Origin of the sequence: Haloarchaeobius caseinilyticus (genome assembly GCF_051207395.1) — an archaeon.
Lineage (GTDB): Archaea > Halobacteriota > Halobacteria > Halobacteriales > Natrialbaceae > Haloarchaeobius.
The window spans coordinates 999,002-1,022,340 of record NZ_JBPJZC010000001.1 but is presented as its reverse complement, the minus strand read 5'-3'; the positions used below and the strand labels follow the sequence as shown (position 1 = coordinate 1,022,340).

General features: G+C 63.6%; 26 protein-coding genes. 10 read left to right on the top strand and 16 right to left on the bottom strand.

Features of this window, described 5'->3' with window-relative positions; translation table 11 throughout:
* Positions 1-53 precede the first annotated feature (53 nt).
* Both ACSC1P_RS05400 and ACSC1P_RS05395 read left to right on the top strand, forming a co-directional pair.
* A complete protein-coding gene (locus tag ACSC1P_RS05400) occupies positions 54-317 on the top strand; it encodes a hypothetical protein (RefSeq protein WP_435359107.1) in 264 nt (87 codons plus the stop codon).
* Between the two features lie 81 nt (positions 318-398).
* Positions 399-545 carry a DUF7557 family protein gene (locus ACSC1P_RS05395; RefSeq protein WP_435359106.1) on the top strand — a complete coding sequence of 49 codons (147 nt, stop codon included), beginning with the start codon at positions 399-401 and terminating at the stop codon, positions 543-545.
* A gap of 61 nt (positions 546-606) precedes the next feature.
* Here the strand turns inward: ACSC1P_RS05395 and ACSC1P_RS05390 are convergent, their stop codons facing one another.
* The 4 genes from ACSC1P_RS05390 to ACSC1P_RS05375 form a co-directional block, all read right to left on the bottom strand.
* The gene (locus ACSC1P_RS05390; RefSeq protein ID WP_435359105.1) at positions 607-885 is read right to left on the bottom strand and encodes a hypothetical protein; all 279 of its coding nucleotides are present in this window, start codon (positions 883-885) and stop codon (positions 607-609) included.
* Between the two features lie 44 nt (positions 886-929).
* Positions 930-1,355 (bottom strand): hypothetical protein, encoded by a 426-nt coding sequence (locus ACSC1P_RS05385; protein WP_435359104.1) that lies wholly within the window; start codon positions 1,353-1,355, stop codon positions 930-932.
* Positions 1,356-1,361: 6 nt separating this feature from the next.
* Positions 1,362-2,765, bottom strand: coding sequence for a 7,8-didemethyl-8-hydroxy-5-deazariboflavin synthase subunit CofH (gene cofH, locus ACSC1P_RS05380; protein WP_435359103.1), 1,404 nt, complete (start codon positions 2,763-2,765; stop codon positions 1,362-1,364).
* A 67-nt stretch (positions 2,766-2,832) separates the two neighbouring features.
* On the bottom strand, positions 2,833-4,269 hold the full coding sequence (locus ACSC1P_RS05375) for a TerB family tellurite resistance protein (protein ID WP_435359102.1): 1,437 nt from the start codon (positions 4,267-4,269) through the stop codon (positions 2,833-2,835).
* 276 nt (positions 4,270-4,545) lie between these two features.
* On the opposite strand from ACSC1P_RS05375, the gene ACSC1P_RS05370 reads away from it, so the two are divergent.
* Entirely contained in the window at positions 4,546-5,565 is a 1,020-nt protein-coding gene (locus ACSC1P_RS05370) for a phosphoribosylaminoimidazolesuccinocarboxamide synthase (RefSeq protein WP_435359101.1), read from the top strand.
* Between the two features lie 48 nt (positions 5,566-5,613).
* Here the strand turns inward: ACSC1P_RS05370 and ACSC1P_RS05365 are convergent, their stop codons facing one another.
* Positions 5,614-6,675, bottom strand: a complete 1,062-nt coding sequence (locus ACSC1P_RS05365) for a hypothetical protein (RefSeq protein WP_435359100.1) — start codon at positions 6,673-6,675, stop codon at positions 5,614-5,616.
* Between the two features lie 180 nt (positions 6,676-6,855).
* On the opposite strand from ACSC1P_RS05365, the gene ACSC1P_RS05360 reads away from it, so the two are divergent.
* On the top strand, positions 6,856-7,395 hold the full coding sequence (locus tag ACSC1P_RS05360) for a hypothetical protein (protein WP_435359099.1): 540 nt from the start codon (positions 6,856-6,858) through the stop codon (positions 7,393-7,395).
* A gap of 42 nt (positions 7,396-7,437) precedes the next feature.
* Here ACSC1P_RS05360 and phoU (ACSC1P_RS05355) read toward each other — a convergent pair whose 3' ends face one another.
* Positions 7,438-8,109, bottom strand: coding sequence for a phosphate signaling complex protein PhoU (gene phoU, locus ACSC1P_RS05355; RefSeq protein ID WP_435359098.1), 672 nt, complete (start codon positions 8,107-8,109; stop codon positions 7,438-7,440).
* Between the two features lie 360 nt (positions 8,110-8,469).
* Here phoU (ACSC1P_RS05355) and ACSC1P_RS05350 point away from each other — a divergent pair, with 360 nt between their 5' ends.
* Positions 8,470-9,210 carry a sensor histidine kinase gene (locus ACSC1P_RS05350; protein ID WP_435359097.1) on the top strand — a complete coding sequence of 247 codons (741 nt, stop codon included), beginning with the start codon at positions 8,470-8,472 and terminating at the stop codon, positions 9,208-9,210.
* A gap of 161 nt (positions 9,211-9,371) precedes the next feature.
* On the opposite strand, the gene phoU (ACSC1P_RS05345) is transcribed toward ACSC1P_RS05350, so the two are convergent.
* The 5 genes from phoU (ACSC1P_RS05345) to ACSC1P_RS05325 all read right to left on the bottom strand — a co-directional run bounded on the left by phoU (ACSC1P_RS05345) (position 9,372) and on the right by ACSC1P_RS05325 (position 14,740).
* Positions 9,372-10,037: a phosphate signaling complex protein PhoU gene (phoU, locus tag ACSC1P_RS05345; protein ID WP_435359096.1), complete on the bottom strand. Its 666-nt coding sequence runs from the start codon at positions 10,035-10,037 to the stop codon at positions 9,372-9,374.
* Positions 10,038-10,124: 87 nt separating this feature from the next.
* Positions 10,125-10,997, bottom strand: a complete 873-nt coding sequence (gene pstB, locus ACSC1P_RS05340) for a phosphate ABC transporter ATP-binding protein PstB (RefSeq protein WP_435359095.1) — start codon at positions 10,995-10,997, stop codon at positions 10,125-10,127.
* 14 nt (positions 10,998-11,011) lie between these two features.
* Positions 11,012-12,610 carry a phosphate ABC transporter permease PstA gene (gene pstA / locus ACSC1P_RS05335; protein WP_435359094.1) on the bottom strand — a complete coding sequence of 533 codons (1,599 nt, stop codon included), beginning with the start codon at positions 12,608-12,610 and terminating at the stop codon, positions 11,012-11,014.
* Positions 12,610-13,674, bottom strand: a complete 1,065-nt coding sequence (gene pstC / locus ACSC1P_RS05330) for a phosphate ABC transporter permease subunit PstC (RefSeq protein ID WP_435359093.1) — start codon at positions 13,672-13,674, stop codon at positions 12,610-12,612. The genes pstA and pstC overlap by 1 nt, the downstream gene beginning before the upstream one ends.
* Positions 13,675-13,741: 67 nt before the next feature.
* Positions 13,742-14,740, bottom strand: a complete 999-nt coding sequence (locus tag ACSC1P_RS05325) for a PstS family phosphate ABC transporter substrate-binding protein (RefSeq protein ID WP_435360260.1) — start codon at positions 14,738-14,740, stop codon at positions 13,742-13,744.
* A gap of 317 nt (positions 14,741-15,057) precedes the next feature.
* Between ACSC1P_RS05325 and ACSC1P_RS05320 the strand changes: the two genes are divergently transcribed.
* A complete protein-coding gene (locus ACSC1P_RS05320; RefSeq protein ID WP_435359092.1) occupies positions 15,058-16,053 on the top strand; it encodes a PhoU domain-containing protein in 996 nt (331 codons plus the stop codon).
* 233 nt (positions 16,054-16,286) lie between these two features.
* On the opposite strand, the gene ACSC1P_RS05315 is transcribed toward ACSC1P_RS05320, so the two are convergent.
* Positions 16,287-16,661 (bottom strand): 30S ribosomal protein S8e, encoded by a 375-nt coding sequence (locus tag ACSC1P_RS05315; RefSeq protein WP_435359091.1) that lies wholly within the window; start codon positions 16,659-16,661, stop codon positions 16,287-16,289.
* Positions 16,662-16,752: 91 nt separating this feature from the next.
* Here ACSC1P_RS05315 and ACSC1P_RS05310 point away from each other — a divergent pair, with 91 nt between their 5' ends.
* Positions 16,753-17,208: a DUF2240 family protein gene (locus tag ACSC1P_RS05310; protein ID WP_435359090.1), complete on the top strand. Its 456-nt coding sequence runs from the start codon at positions 16,753-16,755 to the stop codon at positions 17,206-17,208.
* Positions 17,205-17,585: a DUF7993 family protein gene (locus tag ACSC1P_RS05305; RefSeq protein WP_435359089.1), complete on the top strand. Its 381-nt coding sequence runs from the start codon at positions 17,205-17,207 to the stop codon at positions 17,583-17,585. Before ACSC1P_RS05310 ends, ACSC1P_RS05305 begins: the two co-directional genes overlap by 4 nt.
* A 372-nt stretch (positions 17,586-17,957) precedes the next feature.
* On the opposite strand, the gene ACSC1P_RS05300 is transcribed toward ACSC1P_RS05305, so the two are convergent.
* The 3 genes from ACSC1P_RS05300 to ACSC1P_RS05290 all read right to left on the bottom strand — a co-directional run bounded on the left by ACSC1P_RS05300 (position 17,958) and on the right by ACSC1P_RS05290 (position 21,315).
* Positions 17,958-19,142, bottom strand: a complete 1,185-nt coding sequence (locus ACSC1P_RS05300) for a cation:proton antiporter (RefSeq protein ID WP_435359088.1) — start codon at positions 19,140-19,142, stop codon at positions 17,958-17,960.
* A complete protein-coding gene (locus ACSC1P_RS05295) occupies positions 19,142-19,624 on the bottom strand; it encodes a cation:proton antiporter regulatory subunit (RefSeq protein WP_435359087.1) in 483 nt (160 codons plus the stop codon). Before ACSC1P_RS05295 ends, ACSC1P_RS05300 begins: the two co-directional genes overlap by 1 nt.
* Before the next feature lie 305 nt (positions 19,625-19,929).
* Positions 19,930-21,315 (bottom strand): TIGR00341 family protein, encoded by a 1,386-nt coding sequence (locus tag ACSC1P_RS05290; protein WP_435359086.1) that lies wholly within the window; start codon positions 21,313-21,315, stop codon positions 19,930-19,932.
* A 121-nt stretch (positions 21,316-21,436) separates the two neighbouring features.
* Here ACSC1P_RS05290 and pyrF point away from each other — a divergent pair, with 121 nt between their 5' ends.
* Positions 21,437-22,240, top strand: coding sequence for an orotidine-5'-phosphate decarboxylase (gene pyrF, locus ACSC1P_RS05285; protein WP_435359085.1), 804 nt, complete (start codon positions 21,437-21,439; stop codon positions 22,238-22,240).
* 38 nt (positions 22,241-22,278) lie between these two features.
* Here pyrF and ACSC1P_RS05280 read toward each other — a convergent pair whose 3' ends face one another.
* The gene (locus tag ACSC1P_RS05280) at positions 22,279-22,452 is read right to left on the bottom strand and encodes a hypothetical protein (RefSeq protein ID WP_435359084.1); all 174 of its coding nucleotides are present in this window, start codon (positions 22,450-22,452) and stop codon (positions 22,279-22,281) included.
* Positions 22,453-22,596: 144 nt separating this feature from the next.
* Here ACSC1P_RS05280 and ACSC1P_RS05275 point away from each other — a divergent pair, with 144 nt between their 5' ends.
* Positions 22,597-23,172, top strand: a complete 576-nt coding sequence (locus ACSC1P_RS05275; RefSeq protein ID WP_435359083.1) for a J domain-containing protein — start codon at positions 22,597-22,599, stop codon at positions 23,170-23,172.
* The last annotated feature ends 167 nt before the right edge of the window (positions 23,173-23,339 follow it).

Below are 23,339 nucleotides of genomic sequence, written 5' to 3'. Positions count from 1 at the left end.
TCAATACGGCTCCTAGTCGAATTCATGTATGATTCTCACCTCTCTCTACGTGGATGGGAGAGAGTATCACAGCAGCCGTTCCGAGTGAGAAGGCGATTCTGAGCGCACTCGACGCCGTCCCGTCGATGCACATCGAAGAACTGACTCGCGCCGTCGACAGCGACCCTGTCGCAGTCGACCGGCAGTGCTTCCGCCTGCAACGCGCGGGGCACGTTCGCGCCCGGGAAGGAGGACTCTACAGCATCACATCGACGGGCGAACAGCGCTTGCGGGTGCTACTCCGCAAGGGTGTACAACGCCCGCAACAGATGCCCTGACCACGACCGCTGTTTTTTCGACCGGCTTGTGACACCGAGTACAGTTTCTTCTGTGGTGCCCACATAGTGTGCAGTGAGGCCATGTCACACACTATCGAACTCGACGGTGACCTGTACGCCCGCCTGAAGACCCATCTCGAAGAGGACGAGACGGTGCCGGAACTCATCGAGGAGTTACTCAACATCTACGAGAGTACACGGTTCGTGCAGGAAGGGTATTCAGAGTAGCGAGCGACCGAGTCGTCGCACGGTCGGCTGTGACGCGCCCAGCCGTGCGTACCCGGAACGGTTACGTACGACGGACGACCCAGTGGCCCTCGCCGTCTCGGACCAGCACCGAGGGTTCACGCATTCGAACCACGTAGCCCGTCGGGTTCGTCTGGACCGTGTGGTCGGCGCGGACACTGCCGAGGTCACCGAGTAGCTGCGCCGACGGCGGCTTCTGTGCCGCGCCGCAGTCGTAGATAGTCACCAGCCCGCGGCCCCCGTCGCGCTCGTACACGACGATGTGCGCGTGCTGTGGCAGTCGCCACTCGTCGTCGGTCTCGGCCGGTGCGAGCGTGTTCATGCCTCGCTGTTCGTGAGCCGACGATAAAACGGGTGTCGTTCGACTCACCACCACGGGAGGAGCGCCCCACCGACTGCGACGCCTCGGAGCGACGCGACCGAGCCGACCGCTTTCTCCCGCCGCGGTTCCGTCGGCCCGTCTCCGCCCTGTCGCCCGTCGACAGCAGCGTGCAGGTGTTCGAGAAAGCCCACTTCGATGGCCTCCAGACGGTCGTCGGTCGGCCCGCCGACGAGGGGGACGGATAGCGTTCGACTGCTCTCGGTGGCCTCGATTGCGAGTTGGACGTGGTCGACGGTCCTGGTGAACTTCACGGTCAGTTCGACCGCGTCGACGGCCCGGAGGGCGTTGGTACTCGCGCGGAGTCGCCGTTTCTCGTCGAGATAGGTCCGAATCGGCGCAAAGGCTTCCAGCGCGTCCTTGCACCACGCGCGAACGTCCTCGCGCGACCCTTCGATGGTCTCGTGTCGCACGAGTCCTCAGTCGTCCGCACTCGCCACGTCACCCGCCGTCTCGGGAATCTGTCCCGGTTCGACGAGCGGCGTCCCGTCCGCCTTCGGGCCGAGCATCGGACCGTGTGGCCCGTCGCCGGTGACGACCCGACGCTGCTCGTAGTCGGTCGAGCGTTCGACCGGCGTGCGACCGATGGCCCGAATCATCTCGACGTACTGGTCGAAGGTCCGGAACTCGCCGTATGCGCCACCTGCGCGCTTCGTAATCTCCTCGGAGAGGATGGTGCCCATGAAGTCGTCCGCGCCGCAGTTGAGCATCTTCATCCCGTACTCGTCGCCGTACTTCACCCACGACGACTGGACGTGGTCGATGTTGTCAAGGAAGAGGCGACCGACTGCGATCATGAGTTCGTCCTCGTCGCGGCTCGCGCCTTCGGTGACGACGCCGTGTTCGTACAGCGGCGTGTGTTCGTGGACGAACGAGAGCGGGACGAACTCGGTGATGGCGCCGTCGACGCGCTCTTGCAGGTCACGGAGCTTTTCGAGGTGCAAAATCCGGTGGGCCGCGTTGTCGACGTGGCCGTACATGATGGTCGCGGTCAGGCCGAGGCCGACGTTGCCCGCGGCTTCCATCGCCTCCAGCCAGTCGCCGGTGCCGATTTTGCCCGGACAGATGACGTCGCGCACTTCGTCGACGAGGATTTCGGCGGCGGTTCCCGGAACCGAGTCGAGCCCCGCGTCCTTGAGTCGCTGATAGACCTCCTCGTAGCTCCAGTCGGCGCCGCGCTTCGCGTGGTACGCCTCCTCAGGCGTCATCGAGTGCAGGTGGACGTCGTCGACCGACATCGCCTCCATCTGTTCGACGTAGGTGCCGGGGTCGGTGACGTACTGCTCGGGCGGTTTGTAGTTCGTCTCTTTCCAGTTCGAGTCCCGAAGAATCTCGTGGTGTTCGTCGTCGAGTGCGAACCCCGGGTGGAGACCGGAGACAGACGTAATCTCGTAGACACCGCGGTCGACGGCGTCGGCGACGATTTTGCGGGACTCCGCCGGCGTCTTGGTGAAGCCGTCGTTCTCGCCCTCGTAGCCCTCCTCGAACGTATGGGCCGTGTTCTTGAAGTTACAGAACAGACAGCCGGTGTTGCAGGCCGTCGTGACGTTGTTGTTCAGGTTGGCGACGAAGGTAACCTCCTCGCCGACGACGTCGCGTCGGCGCTGGTCGGCGACCTGTAGTACCTGTTCTTTGCGCTCCTGGTCGATACCCTCGGTGTCCGTGCCGGTCGTGATGAGTTCGATACCGTCTGCGACCGTGAGCCGGTCGCCGTCCCGGGCCGCGGCCAGTGCGTTCTCGAACGACTGGTCCGTCTGGGGGACGTGTTCGAAGTCGAACCCGTCTCGCGGCAGGTCGGCCGCGGAGATGTCGGGTCTCGTCATTACTCCAAACAGTCCACGCGGAGCGGTAAAAACGTCGCGGGACGACAGTCCCGGCTGTGACAGTCGGTCAGGCCGCCGTCGGTACTTCGGCCGTGTCCTCGTCCGTCGACAGTGCCCCTTCGACCGCCTCGCTGTCGAGTTCGAGCCCCTCGGCGATGCGCCCGAGCAGGACGCGTTCGTCGTCAGTGACTTCGCCATCAGCCGTCGCGACCTGTGCCGCGAACACGAGTGCGAGGCTGCGACCCTCGGCCGTCAGCATGTCCGCGAGGCCGGCGGCGACCTTGTCGGCGTTCGTCACCTCACCGGCGTACTGCTTGATGCGCTCCTCGATGCGGTCAGCAGACTGGTCCGGAAACAGTTGTAGGGCAGCGTCTCGCATCGTGTTCGCCTCTGCGTGGCTGAGCGACCCGTCGGCGAGCATGACGGCCGTCCCGAGTCGCAGGAGACCACGAAGCGTGAGTTCGTTCTCCCCGTGGGCCACCGGGTCGAACGCGTCGCGGTCGGTCAGCCACTCGTAGTCGACGCCGGACGTGTCGAGTGCGCGGGCGAGTTTGTTGCTCGGCCCGGCGTTGTACAGGCCGCGGCCGACGTTGTACGTGATGGTGAACGGGTTGACGAAGAGCGTGATGACGCTCCACCATCCCAGCACCACGTTCTTCCCTGCCATTCCGAACAGCCGTCGGCGGTTGCACTTGTGGCACCCGACCATGGACTCGGTTCGCCAGCGGTACGCCAGGAGCATGCCCAGCAGGCCGACGCCGGTCGCGCGCTCCTCGATAGGCCGCTCGCCACACTGCGGACAGGCTACGTCGACCGCCACTGCGTCGGCCGGGACCTTCGCCGTGCTCTGGTCGACGGCTCCTGTCGGCGAGTCGTCTGCCGGCCCGACCATGCCGACGAGCGAGGCGTCACAGTCCGGACAGTACGCCGCCGTGGGGTTCACGTCGACGCCACAGTTCGGACACAGCGCGTCGTTCACGCCGCCTTCGGGGACGAGGTCGAACCAGCGCCGGAAGAACAGCGGGAACAGTGCCGGCACGTCGTCGCCGAGTTCGGCAGCCCACGGCTGCACGATGAGACCGATGAATGTACCGAGGCCGATACCCACGCTCATTCCCGCCGGGATGTTCCAGAGGGCGGGCGGCTGCGACGCGGCGACTGCTGGCAGCACACCTGCGAACATCGCGCCGACGCCGGTCGTTCCGAGGGGAACACCACCGCGGGGGAACTTCCACGCGACGACACCGAGGGTCGCACCTGTGACCGCGCCGACGCCGAGGGCGACTGCCGTCCCTTGCATCGCGCCGGCGATGCCGGTTCCGACGAGGAAGCCACCGGACCCGGCGGCGACGCTCCAGCCGATGCGCGTGTCGGTGGTCCCGACGGCGACGCCGGCCGCCGCACCGAGTGCCCCGGCACCCAGTGCTGGGAGGCCGAACGGGAGCGTTAGCGCGATACCGACCGTGCCCAGCGCGACGCCCGCCCCCACGCGAGCGTCTCGCATCGTCAGCCAGTACCCACCACACGCGAAAACGAACCCGAAAAGCGACGCATAGCCCAGTACCGTCCCAATCGTGCTCACTGCGGCACCACCATCAGTTCCACTGTCATGTTCTTCTATCGAATAGAACGGCCATTATTTAAGCCATGTGGCCGGCTGGTTCGACACGAATTTCGGTGAAACGGAGACGGGAGCGACCGCCGGTCGGACCGACACCGGTACTTATGTATCCCTTCTAGTCGCCACTCTCAGTATGGACCCTCGAAGGAGGCGACTCGCATGACATCGGTCAAGGAGTTCCGTATCGAGGAGGCAGCGACCGCCGACGACCTCGGCCGCGGGTCGTTCGTCTTCACGGACGACTACTCCGTGTTCGACTGGGGGAAGATGCCCGACCAGATTCCGAAGAAGGGCGCGTCGCTCTGTTCGATGGGCGCGTTCAACTTCGAGTTACTAGAGGACGAGGGCGTCCCGACGCACTACCGCGGTGTCGTCGACGGTGGCGAGGTCGTCTCGCTCCGGGACGCCTCCAGTCCCCCGTGGGAGATGGCCATCGACCTCACACAAGTGCCGGACCTCCCGCACGAGGGCCGCGACTACGACTACGGCGCGTACCACGCCGCCGCGGGCGACAACTACCTCATTCCGCTCGAAGTCGTCTTCCGGAACCGCATCCCGGTCGGGTCGAGTCTCCGCCGACGGACGAAGCCAGCAGACCACGGCCTCAAGGCCGAGGAGTGGCCCGACGAAGCCATCGACCTCGACGAACCCATCGTCGAATTCTCCACGAAGTACGAGGAGGGCGACCGCTACCTCACGCGCGAAGAAGCCGACACCATCGCCGGGACGGCCGACATCGCCGACCTCGAAGCCGTCGCGCGCGACGTGAACCGTATCGTCACCGAACAAGCTGAATCCGGTGGGCTCACGCACGACGACGGAAAAATCGAGTGTCTGTACTACGACGGCGAGATTCGCGTCGCCGACGTGGTCGGCACGTTCGACGAGAACCGCTTCAGCTACGAAGGTACGCAACTCTCGAAAGAGGTCATCCGCCAGTACCACAAGCGCACCCAGCCGGAGTGGGTCGAAGCGGTCCGCGAGGCGAAAGAACGCGCGAAGCGCGAGAACGTCGCCGACTGGAAGTCGCTCTGTGAGGTCGAACCCGAGCACTTGGACGACGACGTACTCGCCGTCGCCAGCGACATGTACACTGCCGGTGCGAACGCCTACACCGGCTTGCAACTGTTCGACGCGCCGCCAATCGATTCGGCTATCGGCGCTGTCAGTCGGCTGTAACGGCAGCAATCGATTTTTCAGGTCACTCGGCGCGAACGGAGAGTCGAGTCACCCGCTTGGGTCGACCAGTTTCGGGCCGTCCTGTGCCACGAGTCCCTTCTCGATAGCGGCGTCGACGATAGCCCGACACTCGTCTGGGTCCACATCGTAGGCACCGACGGCGACTTCCTCGATTTCGGCGCGCTCGATGGGGAAGTCACGGTTCTGGAGCAGGCGCATCACCTTGTTGTACGTCCGTGGGGACGGCATGGGTGCCGAGGCGGCGTCGGACTGCTCTGCCGCTTCACTCTCTCGGTTCGCCTCTGCACCAGCCGGCGTGTTCGGCGTCCTCGTCTCTGCTCGCGTCTGGTCAGTATCCGCGGATTCGGTGTCGGTGGGGTCCGGCGACGTGGTGGTCGACGTGTCCGTCGACTCTTCGAAGGTCACGCCGTCCAGTCCGTCGGTTTCGTCGACGGGTTCCGTCTCGCGCTGTTCGGTCGTCGTCCCCGAGGCTGCGAAGATGGAGTCGCCAGTTCGGGTGTCGGTCCCCGCCGTCGACTCTGCATCGAAGATTGTATCGTCGTCGTCGTCGGCGTCGTCACCGGCAGTCGACGTGTCGTCCGTGGACTCCGCCCCGAACGAAATCTCCGCCGCGGCGTCTTCCAGGTCGAGCGTCTCGTCCGACTCGTCGTCGGTCGATTCGAACGCTTCGTCGTCGCCGGAGACGGTTCCACCCTCTGCATCCGCAATCGAGGGCGATTCGACCGCGTCATCCTGCGTCTCGTCGACGTCATCGGTCGGGGAGGGGGTTGGAGATTCGACTGGCGGTGATTTGACTGGTGGCGATTCGACAGCGTCCGTCACGGGAGCCTTCGCAGCAGTGTCGCTGTCGTCGCCGGTCGCGTCTGCGGATTCGTCGAATCCATCCTCGTCGTCACCGGCGTCGTCAGCCACGTCGATTGCGGGTGCTGCCTCGGCCGAGGTGTCCTCGGTCTCGGCCGCAGCATCGTATTCGATTTCGAGGCGGACCGAACTGACCCGCGAGAAATCGACGGGTGCGGCGTCGAGCATCGCCTGCACGTTCTCGTACGCCTCGTCGGGGTCTTCGACCTCGATGGTTATCGAACTCATCGTGGTACCCCACTGGCTGTCGCCCTCGTCGGCGTCGCACGGGGTCCGTTCGCGTCTGTCATCGGAGTAAGTCACGGTCGCACCCTATCTAAAAGTTAGGTCGTTTCCGCCTCGACTGTATTTTGTTGCTAGAGGAGTGGACAGAAAATATGATGTGTGTGCGGTGCGGTAGTTCGGGACATGCAGGGAGATGGGAACGGGCGAACCAGCCTGTCGACCGAGTCGGTGCCCCCGGCCCTCGTCCACGACCAGTTCGACGGGAACGAACCGAAGACGACGGCCGAACTGGCCGCCACCATGGGGACCCCACCAGCGAGCGTCGAAGCCGCCTGTCTGGCCCTCGTCGACCGGGGCGACCTTCAGCGGAAACGATTGGAGGGGGAGCAGGAGACCGTCGTGGTCTGGTATCGGCCGATGACAACCGACGAAGTTGGAGACACACAGGAGTCGGTCGAGGACGTGCTGGCCGGGTTGTCGGTCCCCGGAACGAGTGAGATGATGCGCGACTGGCGACGGGACGCGGTCCGCGCGGCGTACGAACACCTCTGCGAGAACGCGCCAGCGACAGCCGACGACCTCTGCGCTAGCGTCTTCAGGTCTCACGCGGCAGGCTACGACGATGAGTCGGCGTGGCTCGCGTTCCTCGAACCACGCCTTGCGCGACTCCCCGGCGTCACTCCACCAACAGGCGAGCGTAGCCACTGGACTGTCGACGAGTAGCACGAGTAGCGTCAGTGCAAGTGGCGGACCAACTGTTTCTCGTCAGTAGATGAGCTCGTCGTCGCTCGCGACCATGTACAGTGCCCGCGCCGCGATGTTGACGGCGTGGTCACCGACGCGTTCTAAATCCCGAATCGTGAGGAGCAACTGCGACACGTCGTCGAAGACGACTTCCGCCGAACGGTCCCGTGACTTCTCCGACTCGACGAGGTCGCGGATGACCGCCTGGCTCGCCTGCTCACACATCGCGTCGAGTTCGTCGTCGCGCTCGGCGACCGCGTAGCACGCTTCGGCGTCTTCGTCCGCGTATGCGGCCATGGCGGCTTCGACCATCGAGGCCGCGTAGGTGCCGATTTCGGGCACGTCCACGTCTGGGTACGCGTCGGTCTTCGCTTCGATGGCGTAGCCGCCGACGTTGGTCGCGAGGTCTCCGATTCGTTCGAGGTCGGTGAGAATCTTGAACGAGGCGGCGACGAAGCGCAAGTCGCCCGCGACCGGCTGTTGCGTCGCGAAGAGGTCGATACACTCCTGCTCGATGTCGAGGTACAGTTGGTTGACCTCGTCGTCACCGTTGACCACCTGCCAGGCAGTCGATTCGTCGCCAACCTCCATGGCGACGAGTGCGGTGCGGAGCCGGTCCACGACGATGTCACTCATATACGACACCTCGGTTTCCAGCGAATCGAGCTTCGACTGGTAGCTCTCGCGGGGCATACACGTCGATTCTCACTGACAAACTATTGGTGTTTGGACTCGAAACAGAACGCTGACAGTAGTTTCGCGTGCCCAACCTGACGGCGTAGCGAATACCGCTCGGGACCCCGTCCGGTGGGAAGTTACACTTATGTAATATACTGGAATGACGTTGGTATGGCGTGGTACGAGCGCATACCCCAAGTCACCCCGTTCAGGGGGGCAGTGATTTACGCTATTCTTGGGGGGCTCTGGATCGTCTTTAGCGACAATCTCGTGCGGATACTCGCTCGAAGCCAATCGACGATTACGACCCTCCAGTCGATTAAAGGCGGTCTATTCGTCGTCTATTCGAGTATCCTCATCTATGGGCTGATCAAGTTGCAGTCCGAACAAAACCGGGAGTTCAACCGGCGACTACAGCGAGAAAAGCAACTCAACAGTATCCTCAATCGAATCCTGCGACACAATCTCCGTAACAAGATTACGATTATCGATGGGTATCTCACCCACGCCGTCGCTCCACAGTTAGCCGACGAGGAATCCGGGACGACTGACGAGATTCGCACAGCGGTGGAAGAGCTGAAGACGATCAGTGAGAAAGCGGCTCACCTCAACAGACAACTCGACCGTGAGCCGGTTCTCAGGACTGTTTCTGCACTCAACGAAGCCGTCTCTGAAACCGCCGAACGTACCGCTATGCGGTTTCCATCTGCACACATCTCGACGACCCTCGCCGATGAGAGTGAACAGAACGTCGTGCTTCCATCCGCGTTCGAGTGGCTGCTGGAAGAACTACTGGAGAACGCCGTCGAACACAACGATTCCGGGGTTGCACGAGCCAGTGTGGCCGTCACGACGACGAACGACGGCGTCCAACTGGTCGTGACTGACGACGGTCCCGGGCTTCCGGCAATCGAGCGTGAACTCGCCCTGCAGGAACTCGAAGACCCACTGACGCATTCGGAAGGTATCGGGCTCTGGGCCGTTCGTATCCTCATCGACCAGGCCGGTGGGTCGGTCCAGTTCACTGAGGCCGAGACTGGCGGCGTCGAAATCGTCCTCACGGTCGACTACCCGTCTCACAGCGACGCGATGGGTCGCGACTTCGCGTCGGTGTGACTGGCAAAACACTGTGGCTATCGGTTCGTCGTGTTCCGATACCAGCCCACGTCGTCACTGCCCCGCTCCGGTGAGCGGAGTCGAGAACGGCTTCTACAGGTGAGTGTGGCTGCTCCCGCGCGGCCGCCAGAATCCGTCGCGTCCGGACGGGCAGCGTCGTCTCACCGAATCAGTTCGTCGTCGTTCTCGATCATGTACAGCGCCCGCGCCGCGATGTTGACGCCGTGGTCACCGACCCGTTCGAGGTCACGAATCGTCAAGAGGAGCCGCGACACGTCGTTCATCACGGTCTCGATGTCGGCGTCGTGTTCCGTCTCTAAGAGGTCGCGGACGACGATTTCGCTCGCGCGCCCGCACTTCTCGTCGACCTCGTCGTCGCGCGCGGCGACCGCGTAGCAGGCCTCGGTGTCCCACTCGGAGTACGCGTCGAGTGCGTCCTCTATCATCTCGATGGTCTGTGCCCCGATCTCCTGAATGTCGACTTCCGGGAACGCGTCGCGCTCTGCGTCTTTCGTGTACTGGCCGAGGTTGGTCGCGAGGTCGCCGACGCGTTCTAAGTCGGTGATAATCTTGAACGACGCCGCGATGAAGCGGAGGTCGCCCGCGACCGGTTGCTGGAGCGCGAACAGGTCGATGCACTCCTTCTCGATGTCGAGGTAGAGTTGGTTCACTTCCTCGTCGGTCGTGATGATGCGGTCTGCGGTCTCCTCGTCCTTGTTCTCCAGTGCGACGAGCGTGTCGCGGAGTCGGTCGAGGACCACCTCACCCATGTAGAGAACGTCGTCTTCGAGAGAGTCGAGCTTACTCTGGTAGCTCTCGCGTGGCATGGACGAAGCCGACTGGACGAACCCTAAAGAACGTTCCGTCTAGCCAGGTGAATATCGCCAGAATAGCCAGAGAAAACGACAGTTCGTCTACCCGAACTTGCCCGTGATGTAGTCTTCGACGCGCTCGCTCTCGGGGTTCTCGAACACCTTTTTCGTGTCGGCGAACTCCACGAGTTCACCGCCGGTGAGGAAGACGGCCGTCTTGTCGGAGATACGGGCCGCCTGCTGCATGTTGTGCGTGACGATGACGACGGTGTAGTCCTGTGCGAGTTCGTCGATGAGGTCCTCGATTTGCGAAGTTGCGACGGGGTCCAGCGCGGATGCCGGCTCGTCCATCAGGAGGACTTCCGGGTCGGGAGCGATGGCACGCGCGATGCAGAGGCGCTGCTGTTGTCCACCGGAGAGGTCGAGACCGGACTCGTCGAGACGGTCCTTGACCTCGTCCCAGAGCGCGGCACGGCGGAGCGACTCTTCGACGATCTTGTCGTAGTCGCCCTCTTTGTTCTGAATCTTCAGGCCGTAGGCGACGTTGTCGTAGATGCTCTTGGGGAACGGGTTCGGCTTCTGGAACACCATGCCGACGCGGCGGCGGAGCGCGACCGGGTCCACGTCGCCGTCGTAGACGTTCTTGTCGCCGAGATAGAGGTCACCGTCGACGCGGGCAGCGTCGATGAGGTCGTTCATGCGGTTGATGCACCGCAGGAACGTCGACTTGCCACAGCCCGAGGGGCCGATCATCGCGGTGACTTGCTTCTCGGGCACCTGCATAGAGATGTTCTGCAGGGCCTGCTCGTCGCCGTACCAGACGTTCACGTCCTGTGCTTCGACGATGGTCCGGCCGGTACCGTCGGCGACTGCGGTGTCGTCGGTCGCCGCGGTCACGTCGGTCTGAAGCAGCGAGTCCGCGTCGTCTGCAACCGGGTCGTTCGTCGAGGTCGATTCCGCCTGTTCGTTACTCATTTCTCGTGTCATAGTTACGTTTCTCGCTCATACTTGTTGCGCAGTACGATGGCTACCCCGTTCATGGTTAGCAGCACGACGAGCGACACGACGACGCCCGCGGCCAGTGCGGTCGTGTAGAACGCTTCGCCCGCGTACTGGGTCGCCCACGCGTACAGTTGCATGGGGATGGCACTCCCACGCGACATGAAGCCGCTCGGCTCGGGCGCGACCAGCGCGTAGCCGATGAAAATGAGGGGTGCGGTCTCACCGATAGCGCGGCCGATGGAGAGGATGGTCCCGGTGAAGATACCGGGCATCGCCTGTGGCAGGACGACGTTTCGAACTGTCTGCCATTGGGTCCCACCGAGGCCGTACGACGCCTGCCGAGTCGAGTCGGAGACGGAGCGGATTGCCTCTTGCGAGGAGATGATGACGATGGGGAGGATGAGCAGGGAGAGCGTCATCCCGCCCACGAGCACCGACCCGATGGTGAGGTTCATCGTGTTGACGAACACCCCGTACCCGAGCAGGCCGTAGACGACCGACGGGACGCCCGCGAGGTTCGAGATGTTCACCTGGATGAGGTGGGTGAGGCGGTTGTCCGGTGCATACTCTTCGAGGTAGACAGCAGCCCCGACGCCGATGGGAAACGACGACACGACGACGACGACCATCAGCATGATGGAGCCGATGATAGCCGGGTAGAGACCGGCCAGTTCCGCGGTCGAGTTGTGCGGGCTGGTAAGGAACTCCCAGTCGACCCACGATTCCGGCCCGGCGAGGCCAAGGACCGGTGCCAGATACCGGATGCCGAGGACGCCGAGGATGAACGTCGCCGCGACCACGAGACCGGGGACCTGCGTGGGCCGGTCGCGGATGGTGACGAACGCGTACGCCGCCGTCGGCAGGACGACGGTCGTCGCGAGGATGACGCTCGGCATCGGGAAGAACCACAGGTACGGCCCGACGAACGCGGCGAGCAGGCCGACTGTGGCGGCGACGCCACCGGCGATACGGCCGGTCTTTGGGTCGTCGAGTTCACCGCCGACGAACCAGGCTACACCGGCTGCCATCGGCAGCGTGAGCGTGACCCACATGATGGCCCACGGGAGCATGTAGTACGGGCTGGCCGCGACGAGACCAGGAATCACCGCGGCGAACACGACGAACGAGACGCCCGTGACAATGACTTCACCGAGGAAGCTGGTCGCACCCCGTACGCGCCGCCACAGCACCAGTGTACCACCAGCGAGCACCATGGCCAGCCAGTAGCCGAGCCAGGTGTCTGGGGCCAGCACGTCGAGGAAAATCATCGCGAGCGCGCCGGCGAGGAACAGGCCCGCGAACGGGATGCCGATGCCGCCCAGTGCGGTCGTAACTGCGTCTTGGTGTCTGTTCCAGACCCAAGCACTCGTTCCGAGCGTCGGCAGGGCGAACGTGGCTGCGAAGAACGCCCACCAGCTCGGTTCGGCCGTGAACGGCTGAATCGCCTGTACCCCGACGTACGCGAGGAGCGCGCCGAGGGCGACGATGCCGAGGAGCGTCGACGCGAGCAGCAGGTACCGGAAGACGGTCCCGGTCCGGCGGCTCACTTGCCCGAAGCTTTCGATATGTTTGCGTTCGGTCGCCATTATTCGTACTCCTCCCTGTAGCGGCTGGCGATGAGGTCGCTAACGACGTTCATGACCAGTGTCATCACGAACAGGGTGAACCCGACGGCGAACAGTGCGTGATACGCGACACCGCTCTGGGGCATGTCCCCGCTCGCGATGTTGACCATCGCGGAGGTCATTGGGAGCACTGGCTCGAAGTAGATGGCGAGCGTGCCGAGGTTCGGATACGGAATCTGCATCCCGAGCACCGAGAGTTCACCGAAGTTCGGCATCGTCGGGCTGGACCCGGCCGCGATGGCGACAATCATCGTCTCGCCGATTGCCCGTGAGAGGGCGAGGATGAACGACGACGCGATACCGGAGACGGCCGCCGGGACGACGATGCCGACGGAGACGTCGAACTTCGTCGCGCCCATGCCGTAGCCACCACGGCGGAGGTCGTCGGGCACCGCGCTCATCGCGTCTTCACTGATGGACGAGACCATCGGGATGATCATGATGCCGACGATGAGGCTTGCGGACAGCGCATTGAACGTCCCGAGTTCGGGGAAGTTGAACACCGTCCCCGAGAGGACCGGCACGTCGTTGTTCAGCGCGGTGAACACGCCGCCGAGGAACGGCGTCACGTACGCGACGGCGAAGAAGCCGTAGACGACGGTGGGGATACCGGCGAGGACTTCGAGTGCGGGCTTCAACACTGCGCGCTTTCGCTTGCTCGCGTACTCGCTCAGGTAAATGGCGGTGGCCACGCCGAGCGGCATCGCGACGACGGCGGCCCCGATGGTGATGACGAGCGTGTTGAGCACCAGTGGGACGACACCGAAGGCGTACGGCTGGAAGCCTGCGGCCCAGTTGGTTCCGAGGAAGAACTCGCCGAGTGAGACTGCATCCCCGCCATAGCTTGTGAGTCCTGCCGTCAACTCGAAGAACTTCACCGTCTCCGAGGCAAGCAGGAGAACGATACTTACCGTCGTTATCACCGAGAGGAGCGCACAGCCGAAGAAGAAGGCGTTCATCACCTTCTCCTCGGGCGTGTCGCTCGCACTCTCCGTGATGTCCTGTGTCACCCTGTCCGTGCTCATTGAACTCAGTCTCTATAGGTTGGTATGTAGATGCGCCAAAAAGCGCTTCTATGCTCTGTCGTCGGCGTTATTCGAGATATTCCGACAGCTTGTCCATCTGCTTCTGCATCGTCTCCTCGTCGTTCGGAACGTATCCGACCGTATCCGCGACGACGGACTTCTCTGCCGACTGCTCGACGAAGAACTCGGCGAACGCGCGAACCTGCTCTTTCTCCTCCAGCGACTGCACACGCGGGTACGTGAACAGCGGGCGCGACAGTGGCTTGTACTCGCCGCTCTTGGCGGTTTCGAGCGAGGGCTTGACGCACTTGCCGTTCCCGTTATCGATGGCGAGCGCTTTCACCTTGTCCTTCTGCTCGGTGTAGTGTGCGAAGCCGAGGTAGCCCATGGCGTTTTTCGACCCACTGACACCGTTGAGAATCTGGGGGTCCTGCTCGGTCGCCGAGTAGTTCTGCGTGTGACTGTCCTCTTCGCCGACGACGACTTCGGTGAAGTAGTCAAAGGTTCCGGACGCGGATGTCGGACCGTACAGCTCGAACTCCTCGTCGGGCCACTCGGAGCGGACGTCGCTCCACTTCGTCGCGCCGTTGGGCTCCCAGATTTGCTTGAGTTCGTCGATGGTGATGCAGTCGACCCAGTCGTTCTCCTTGTTCACGACGACGGTGAGGGCGTCGGTGGCCACCTTGAGCTCGAGCCACTCGACGTCGTTGTTACCACAGAGTTCCTCTTCGGACTTCTTGATGGGTCGCGAGGCGTTGTTGAAGTCGGACTTGCCCTTGCAGAAGTAGTTAGAGAAGCCACCGCCGGACCCGGTCGAACTGACCGTAATCTTCACGTCCTCGTGGTCTTCGTTGAACTTTTGCTTCACCGCGGTCGCCAGCGGGAACACCGTCGAACTACCGTAGATGGCGATGTTCCCCGAGAGCGACGAGCCCTCGTCGCCTTCGTCGCCGGATGCGGTCCGTTTCGCACACCCTGCGAGACCGGCGAGCCCAGCAGCGCCGGCAGCTGTCACGAACTTCCGTCGCGAGACGTTCTCGAAGGGGGTGTCGGTGTTCTCGGTCATCATCGAAACGACATCCTGTTTTGAATAAATACCTCACTATGATAACTATATATCCGTAAATACCACAATGGACCTCGACATACCACTATCACTGTCCCGGTCGAATCCACGTTCACCAACGGCGGCGTAACCCACGAGAGAGCTGTATGGTGGACCGTGTGGCACTGTCATCACCTCTGCTTGAACGTGATTCCCCGTAGCTCCTCCGAATCAGTCGGGCTTGCGTAGTCATGGAACGGTAATCGCAAATGGTTCGCCGTGTCTGGCGCTATATAGAAACAATTACTTTTATTTTCTCCCTCCACTGAAGGTCCAGCATGGAAACGCGCAAGGTGCAAGTCACGGGTGGGTCGACGTTCACCGTTTCGTTGCCGAAGTCGTGGGCTACCGACAATGGCGTCTCCGCCGGAACGACCGTCGAGTTCTACCCGGAAGAGGACTCCTTACTCCTCACACCGAAGAGCGAGACACAGCGCACGGAGGGCACGCTGGACGTCTCCGACCTCGAAGGGCAGCGTCTCACACGCGCGGTGATGACGATGTACGTCTCGGGCTTCGACGTCATCTCGCTGGAGGCTGGGCGCATCACGACCGACCAGCGGCGTGCGATTCGGACTGCGACACAGAGTCTCGTCGGCGTCGAAGTCCTCGAAGAGACGAGTGACAGCGTCGTCATTCAGGACCTGCTCGACTCCTCTGAACTCAGCATCCACAACGCCGTCACCCGGATGCGCCTCATCTCGCAGTCGATGCTCAACGACGCGCTCACCGCGCTCATCGATAACGACGACGACATGGCGAAGGACGTGCGTGAACGCGACGACGACGTGGACCGACTCTGGTACGTCGTCTCTCGTATCTTCCGCGCGACGCTGCGTTCCCCGCGCGCCGCCGAGGAACTCGGCGTCCCCCGCGAGGTCTGTTTCGACTACCACTCCAGTGCGCGCCAACTCGAACGAATCGGCGACCACGCCGCGAAGATCGCCAACACAGCGGCACAGACCGAAGAAATTGACGACGACCTCGCCAAGGCCTTCCGGGAACTCCACAGCGACGCACACGACGTGCTGGAGAAGGCGATGGACGCACTGTTCGCCGAGGACAGCGACGAAGCGACCCACAACGCGAACGCGGCCCGCGAGATGGTGCTGGAGATGGACGACCACGCGCGAACCATCGACGAACTCCTGCGCGAGTACGACCCGCAGACCGCCCAGTCCCTCGGTCTCGTGCTCGACTCGCTCTCGCGGAGTGCCGACTACGCCGGCAACATCGCCGAAACCGCGCTGCAGAAGGCTGCCCCACGCCCGTAATCAGTCTTTTCTGTTTCTGTCTGTGGTCGTCTGCGTGTTCGGTATCGTGACTTCTCTGTCTGTGTTGTCGTCGCTGGGGGTGTCGTAATCGAGCAGTTCACTCACACCGACGGAACACGACCGCACCTCCCACACGCCCCCCGTCCACATGCTCACCAGCGCGCGCTAGACCAGTTGCGAACAGACGCGTCGCTCACCGGTTCGGTGCTCGAAAGGTGAAAATGCAGAACGATTTACTGGTCGAGGAGGACGGCGTTGACCTGTCCGTTCTGGCCGGGACGGGAGGTCACGCGGGCCTTGCCCTCGTTGGTCACGATGACCGCGCCCTTCGTGATGATGTTACGACGGACGTAGTTCGGGTTGGCGTCGTTCTCGGAGACGTCCTGAATCGTCGCGTGGACCGTCTCGCCGCCCTTGTTCACGTTGGCAACGTCGGTCGAGAGCGCGCGGACCTTCTCGGTGTTACCGCGGGTGTCGATGGTGCGGAAGCGGCCTTCGCCGACCTGCGTCTCGGTCGGGAGACGGCCGAGCTGGTGCTTCTTGCGCTTCTTGATCGGACGACGGCGACCACCTGTTCGCTTGCGGGTAGAGCGTCCCTGGTCTTGCATATCGGGGAAAAGTCTCAGGAGCTACTTGAATCACTCGACTTGTGACGCCGGAATCGCAGCGTTTAGGCCGTCGACTCTCCACGGCATGGACATGAGTCTGCGCATCGCCGTCGCCGCGCCGTTTCGCCAGCGAGGCAAGCGCGTGCTGCCGGAAAACGAGTTCGTCGTCGCCCTCTCGCTCGACCGCGACTGGTTCTCGCCCGACCAGGCGAAGCGCATGGTCGACGTGGCCACCGGCGAAGGATTGCTCGAACGTGACGGGAACGACCTGCGCTGTACCTTCGACCCCGCCGAGACCGAGATTCCCGAAGAGTTCGTCCCCGGCGACGACGTGCTTCGCTCGCGCTCGGCGTTCGAGCAGGTCCTCGACGACCTCGTCGCGGCTGGACACGAGAAACACGAAGTCGTGGGGACCATCAACCAACTCCAGCAGGAACTGGACGTGACCATCGCCGCGGCCGCGCTCGTCTACGCCCGCAAACAGGACATCGACGTGAGCGGCGTTCGCGAGAAGGCCGCGGCAGAACTCCGAGGTGAGGAGGCATGACCGAGCGTCGTGTCACCGACGGCGTCCGCATCGCTCAGTTGCTCTCCTCGGAACTCGACGGGCGAGAAGACGGTGAGTTCGACCGCTTCGCCGTGGTCGACGCCGACCCGGACGTGGAACCGACCGACGAGGGCGCGCTCGCCTATCGGGCGACCCGCGACGACGACCCGTTCGCCGACGTGTTCGTGCAGTCCGACCGAATCAGAGTCGAGTTCACAGTGGGCCTCGACGCCGCAGTCGAGGCCGCCAAAGCGGGCGACCTCCGGGTCCGACCGAAGGCGACCGACCCGCCGAAGACGCTCGTCTTCGTCGAGAGTGGGGCCGAGGTCAAGCGCGCGACGGACGTGTTCGATGCGGCGAGTCAGGCCGCAGAGTGAGCCAAAAACGGCGAATTTTCGGACAACTGGTGTCGTCGATTTCGAGACAACCGTGTGGCGCGCGCTGAGCCGACGGTCGAAGACCTCGGCTCGAAGTCGCGCGAGGGATGTGGCCAGAAACTGCGTTTCTGGCTGCCTGCCGGACGTAGTCCGGCAATGTCGTCAGAGGCAGAGCCGCTGACTGCTAACCGGAATCGTCGATTCCGGTGATGACGAGCGAGCGAAGCGAGTGAGGAATCGGATGGGGAGGGTGTGGCTTCGGTCATGTACACCAGCATTCGTGACCTGTGTCTCCCCGCCATCGACGAGAACGATGACGACCCAACAGATACCAGCGCAGCAATTCCAGAACCAACTGAATACAGCTACGACTCAGACTGACGAATCCACATATCGCTCGAACACAGGCGAAAACCGCATCAACACGGTCCCGAGCACGCTCATCACGAGCACGTACCCCACGGCAAAGCCCGGAATCAGCCCGCCAAGGTCACCAGTTCCGACCTGCAACGCCAGTGCCGCGAGTACGAGCGAGAACTCGCCGCGGGCGACCATCCCGAGCGCGACGCGAACCGACCGGCGTTCGCTCAGCCCGTACAGCCGACCGCTCCAGTAGCCACTGATGAGTTTGCTCGCGGTGGTCAGGACGACGGCGACGGCGAGCAGGACGAGCGCGCGCTGGTCGAGGACGGCGAGGTCGGTCTCCAGTCCGATGGCGAAGAAGAACACCGCGGCGAACAGGTCGCGGGCGGGGGTCAGCACCCGTTCGACCCGGTGGACCGCGTCGGTCTCGCTGACCGCGGTGCCGACGAAGAACGCCGCGACGGCCTCGCTGACGCCGAGTTCGAGGGCGATGCCGGCGATGAGGGCCGTACCACCGAGCAGGCCGAGGACGAGCAGTTCGTCGGAGTCCGTCCCGAGCGCACGCTGGAGAAGGGGCGTGCCGTATCTGGCTGCGACGACGAGCACGACGAGGACCGCGACCGCGATGGCGACCGAGGTTGCGGCCTGTGAGCCACCACCGCCGAGCGCGACCGCCGAGAGGAGGGCGAGGTACACCGCGATGACGAGGTCTTCGACGACCAGCCCACCCAGAATCGCCTCGCTCTCGGGGTCGGCCACCCAGCCGAGGTCGATGAGCGACTTCGTGATGATGGCCGACGAGGAGATGTAGACGATGCCGACGACGAACGCGGTCGCGAGCGGCGTCAGGCCGAAGACGAGGCCGAGGACGACGCCGACACCGGCGTTGATGCCGAAGTCGACCGCGCCGATGGTGGCCAGTTTCTCGCGGCGGGCGAGCAACTGGTCGATGCTGAACTCCAGCCCGATGAAGAAGAGCAGCGTGACGATACCCAGTTCGGCCAGCAAGTCGATGAACTCGCGGCGCTCGATGAGTGCGAACGAGACGCCGCCGACGACGGGGGCGTGCGGACCGACGACGAGGCCGATGACCATGTACGCCGGAATGACCGACTGCTTGAGTCGGTGGGCGAGCGCCCCGACGACGGCCAGCACGCTCAGGGCGACACCGGCCTCTAAGAGGAGGGCCGCCATCAGTCGTCGTGGACGAAGCTGCGGAACTTGCCCTGTTCTTCGCGTGTGCCGAGTGCGACGAGGATGTCGTCACCCTCCAGTGTGAAGTCTGGGTCGGGGTTCGCGATGGTTTCGTCGTCGCGCTGGACCGCGATGATGGACACACCGGTAGCGGTGCGCACACCGCAGCCACCGAGCGTCTGGCCCGCTAGTTGCGAGTCTTCGTCGATGGTCACCCACTCGATGATGGCCTCGCCGAGTGGCACCTGCGCGGTCCCCAACTCGACCGGCTGGAAGTACGCACCGCCGAGGATGGCACCCACTTGGCGGGCCTGCTCGCCGGAGAGACTGGCCAGTCTGGTGCTGTCCGCCTCGGGCGATTCTCGGTGATACAGTTCACGCCGGCCGTCGTGGTGGAGCAGTACGACCAGTCGCCCGTCGTCGTCGAGCTCAACCTCGAACTTTCGACCGACCCCCGGAACGTCCGTCTCGTACACCGTCATACTGGAAGTGGCGACTGGGCGAGACATAAATCCGACCCGTGGGTGCATTGAACAGGATACACCGACAGGAATTTCCAATAGTGTACGTTTCAGTGGCCTCTTCCGCATACTTTACCAGTATTGAGTGATTTTCACTATACATGTCACTGGGAGGGTCTGGAGATGAGACGGCATGCGGTGCGGTCTGTGAGGACGGAACGACGTGTGACCGGACGGTTACGATACCCGGTCGGTACTGCTGGCAACACAGCGAGTGGTCCGACTGAGGGTCCGGATACGTCGTCGACAGTCACGCCCTGGAAGTGTTACCCGCCGGGAAATACGGGGGAAGCGCGGTGGAGACGTGCTCGTTGAACCGGCTGGCTAGCACCCGAACCACTCGTCTCTTCGGCGGGCGGTAGTTCGACCCACGAGCGCTGGCCTTCGACGAACACGACTTCGAGGCGGAACTCACGGTCGTACGTGGCTTCGAGTCGGTCGGCGAGCTGTTTCGCGAGGTCTCGTGGTGGGTCCACGTCGGCCGCGTGGCCGACGACGACTCGTGCCGCGACTGGTTCGCGCAGGAGGTAGTCGATGGGCCGGTACTCGATGTCCGCATCCAGGAAGGCCATCCGGCCGTACTCGCCGGACTGGAACGTCTCGTCGAGGTCGGCGACGACTCCCTTCTCCATCGTCTGGAGGTCGTGCGTCGTGACGGTGATGAGTCCGAGCAACAGCGACAACACGGCGATGGCGACGACCAGTTTCGCGATGCGCATTCTGACCGCAGCCCTCGCCCGCTTCGCTTCCAGGAGCCGTTCTGGCCGGTACCCGGCGGACCAGAAGATGACCACTGCTGCGAGGTTGATGGCCAGCAGGTTGACGACGACGAGGGCGGTCGCACCGATCGCTAACAACAGGTCGCCGTAGGCGATGCCGATACCCGCGACGGCCGCGGGCGGGACGAGCGCGACGGCGATGGCGACGCCGACGAGCGTCGACCCCGACCCGCGCATGATGCTGATGGCACCGGCCGCGCCGGACCCCAGCGCGAGGACGAGCGAGAGGATGTTCGGCGAACCACGTTCGGCGATTTGGTCGACCTGCCTGACGGCGAGGTCGGGTTCGACGAGGACCGACTCTTTCAGCACGAACGCGAAGAGGAGCGAGAGCGCGATTGCGCCGACGAGGCCCGTCACCTGCAAGAACACGCCGCGACTGGCGAGGTCTGCGTCTTCGAGGATGGTGCCCACACTGGCCGCGATGGCCGGTCCCATGAGCGGGGCGACCACCATCGCGCCGATGATAGTCGCCGCCGAGTTCTGAAACAGCCCCGTCGCGGCGATGATGGTACTCAGAAATAACATCGGGAAGAACGTCTCGTTGACCGGAGCCAGTTCGTCGGCGATGGAGCGCAGTTCCTCCCGGGAGACACGCAGGCTCGCGTATTTCGCCTGGAGTGCCTCGAACTGCCGCGAGATGACTAACCCGACCGGGACGACGATAGTGTACGAATCCTCTCGAATCCCAGCGATGTGAAGCTGTTTCAAGACTGGTTCGAGGCCCCCCGAAGGGATGGGGAACTGGACCATCGCCTCGAAGTCGCTCCGACCCGTCTCCTCGAAGACGGCGTAGTCGATGCCTTCCTTGTCGAGGCGGTCGAGGACACTCGCCCGCTTCCCGTTTGGCACGAGGACCTGTACGAGTCGCATGCGAAAAGTAGGCGATTCGTGCGAATAAGCCGGTCCCGTGGTTGCTAATGGTTTCTCGACTCCCCTCGCAAGCAGGAAGCGATAGCAACCTTGTTAGTCGACCCCTGCACACCCACAGGAAATGAGCTTCTTCGACCGTCTCGGCGAGCGCATCCGTACGAAAGAGACCGTCCTCTCGGTGGGCCTCGACCCCGACCCGGACCGCATCCCCGCGTTCCTCGCGGACCACGACATGCCCCGGTGGGCGTTCAACCGTCGCATCATCGACGCGACCCACGAACACGCGGCCTGCTACAAGCCGAACGCGGCCTTCTACGAGGACGACGACGGCTGGGCCGCCCTGCGCGAGACGATGGCGTACGCCCACGGGAAGGACGTGCCAGTCCTGCTCGACGCGAAGCGCGCCGACATCGGCAACACGACGCGCCAGTACGCGAAACTGCTCGACTACGCCGACGCCATCACGGTGAACCCGTACATGGGTCGCGACTCGCTCGACCCGTTCCTCTCGCGGGCCGACAAGGGTGTGTTCGTCCTCTGTCGAACGTCGAATCCGGGCGGTGCGGACTTTCAGGACCTCGAACTCGCCACGGGTGAGCCGTTGTACGAGCGCGTCGCTGCCGTCGCGGACCTGTGGAACGAACACGGCAACGTCGGGCTGGTCGTCGGCGCGACGAACAACGACGAACTCGAAGAACTCCGCGAACAGGTGCCGGACCTCCCCTTCCTCGTGCCCGGTGTCGGCGCGCAGGGCGGTGATGCCGAGGCAGCCGTCGAGTACGGCCTCGCTGACGGGGTCGGCCTCGTGAACTCCTCGCGGGGCATCATCTTCGCCGGTGAGAACGCCCACGACGAGGACGGGTTCTTCGGCGCGGCCGGACAGGCCGCCAGTCGGCTCAAGAAGCGCCTGAACCGCCATCGGTAGGCGAACGGGGTCGGGACGATTCCGGTCCGTCGGTCGGCTCAGAACTGATACGTATCGCTGTGCGTTCCGGTCGGGTCGGCGCGAGTCGCACACTCGATACACATCCCGTGTTCTCTGTCGAAGTGTCTGGCACAGACGAGCGCTCCACACTGGTTGCAGTCTTGTTCCGCTCGGGCGTCCTCACAAATCTGGCAGAGTCCGGCGACACTCATGCGAGCCGTTACCACACGAAGGCACTTCACTCCCGCACCTGCGTATGCAGCCGTTCCCCTGTCGCCGATTTGGGCACCCGCAGCCACGACCGTTCCCACCACCTCACCGAGTCGTTTAGGATGGCGTAGCACGTAGCACATCGCGTGCGAGATTCGCCCCTCCTCTTCGGCCTCGCGGCCGTCTTCGCCGGGCTGACGACGGTGCTGGCAGTGGTCGCTATCGTGACCCATCAGCTCTTCGTCCTCGGCATCGCGCTTCCGTTCGCGGCGACGACGTACCTCATCTGGTTCCAGGTGAGCGGTCGCCTCATGGAGCGAGTACAAGCTGCGACACACTTCGACGGCGAACGCGAGCGTCGTCGAGCCGCGGAACAGAAGGCGAGAGAGGGCGCGAACCGCGGTCGGAGCCGGTTCGCCCGCGAGGCCCGCCGCGCCGCCGAAGAACGACGACGACGGGCACGGGCACAGGCGGCCGGAGGGGTCGGTGGTGGCCGCAGACAGCGCCGACAACAGCGCCAGCGACGACCACCGCGACCGAACACTGGTCCGACGCGTGCCGAAGCGCTCTCGGTCCTCGACCTCGAGCGAAGTGCCGACCAACAGGCCATCAAAGCAGCCTACCGGGCGAAAGTGAAAGAGGTCCACCCCGACACCGAAACCGGCAGCCAAGACCGGTTCAAGCGCGTCAACGAGGCGTACGAACGGTTACGAGAGGACTGACCGTCAGAACGGCTGTGTGAGGTCTGACCGTCCGAGTGACGGCTGAACGCTGGCCAAACAGCGATTCGAAGCCCGACCTATCGCGTCGGTCGAGACGAATTTTCTGTCGACTGCCGGGTTTCCTCGCGAAGTCAACGCGGCCATACAGACCGGTTCGCGGCAGTACT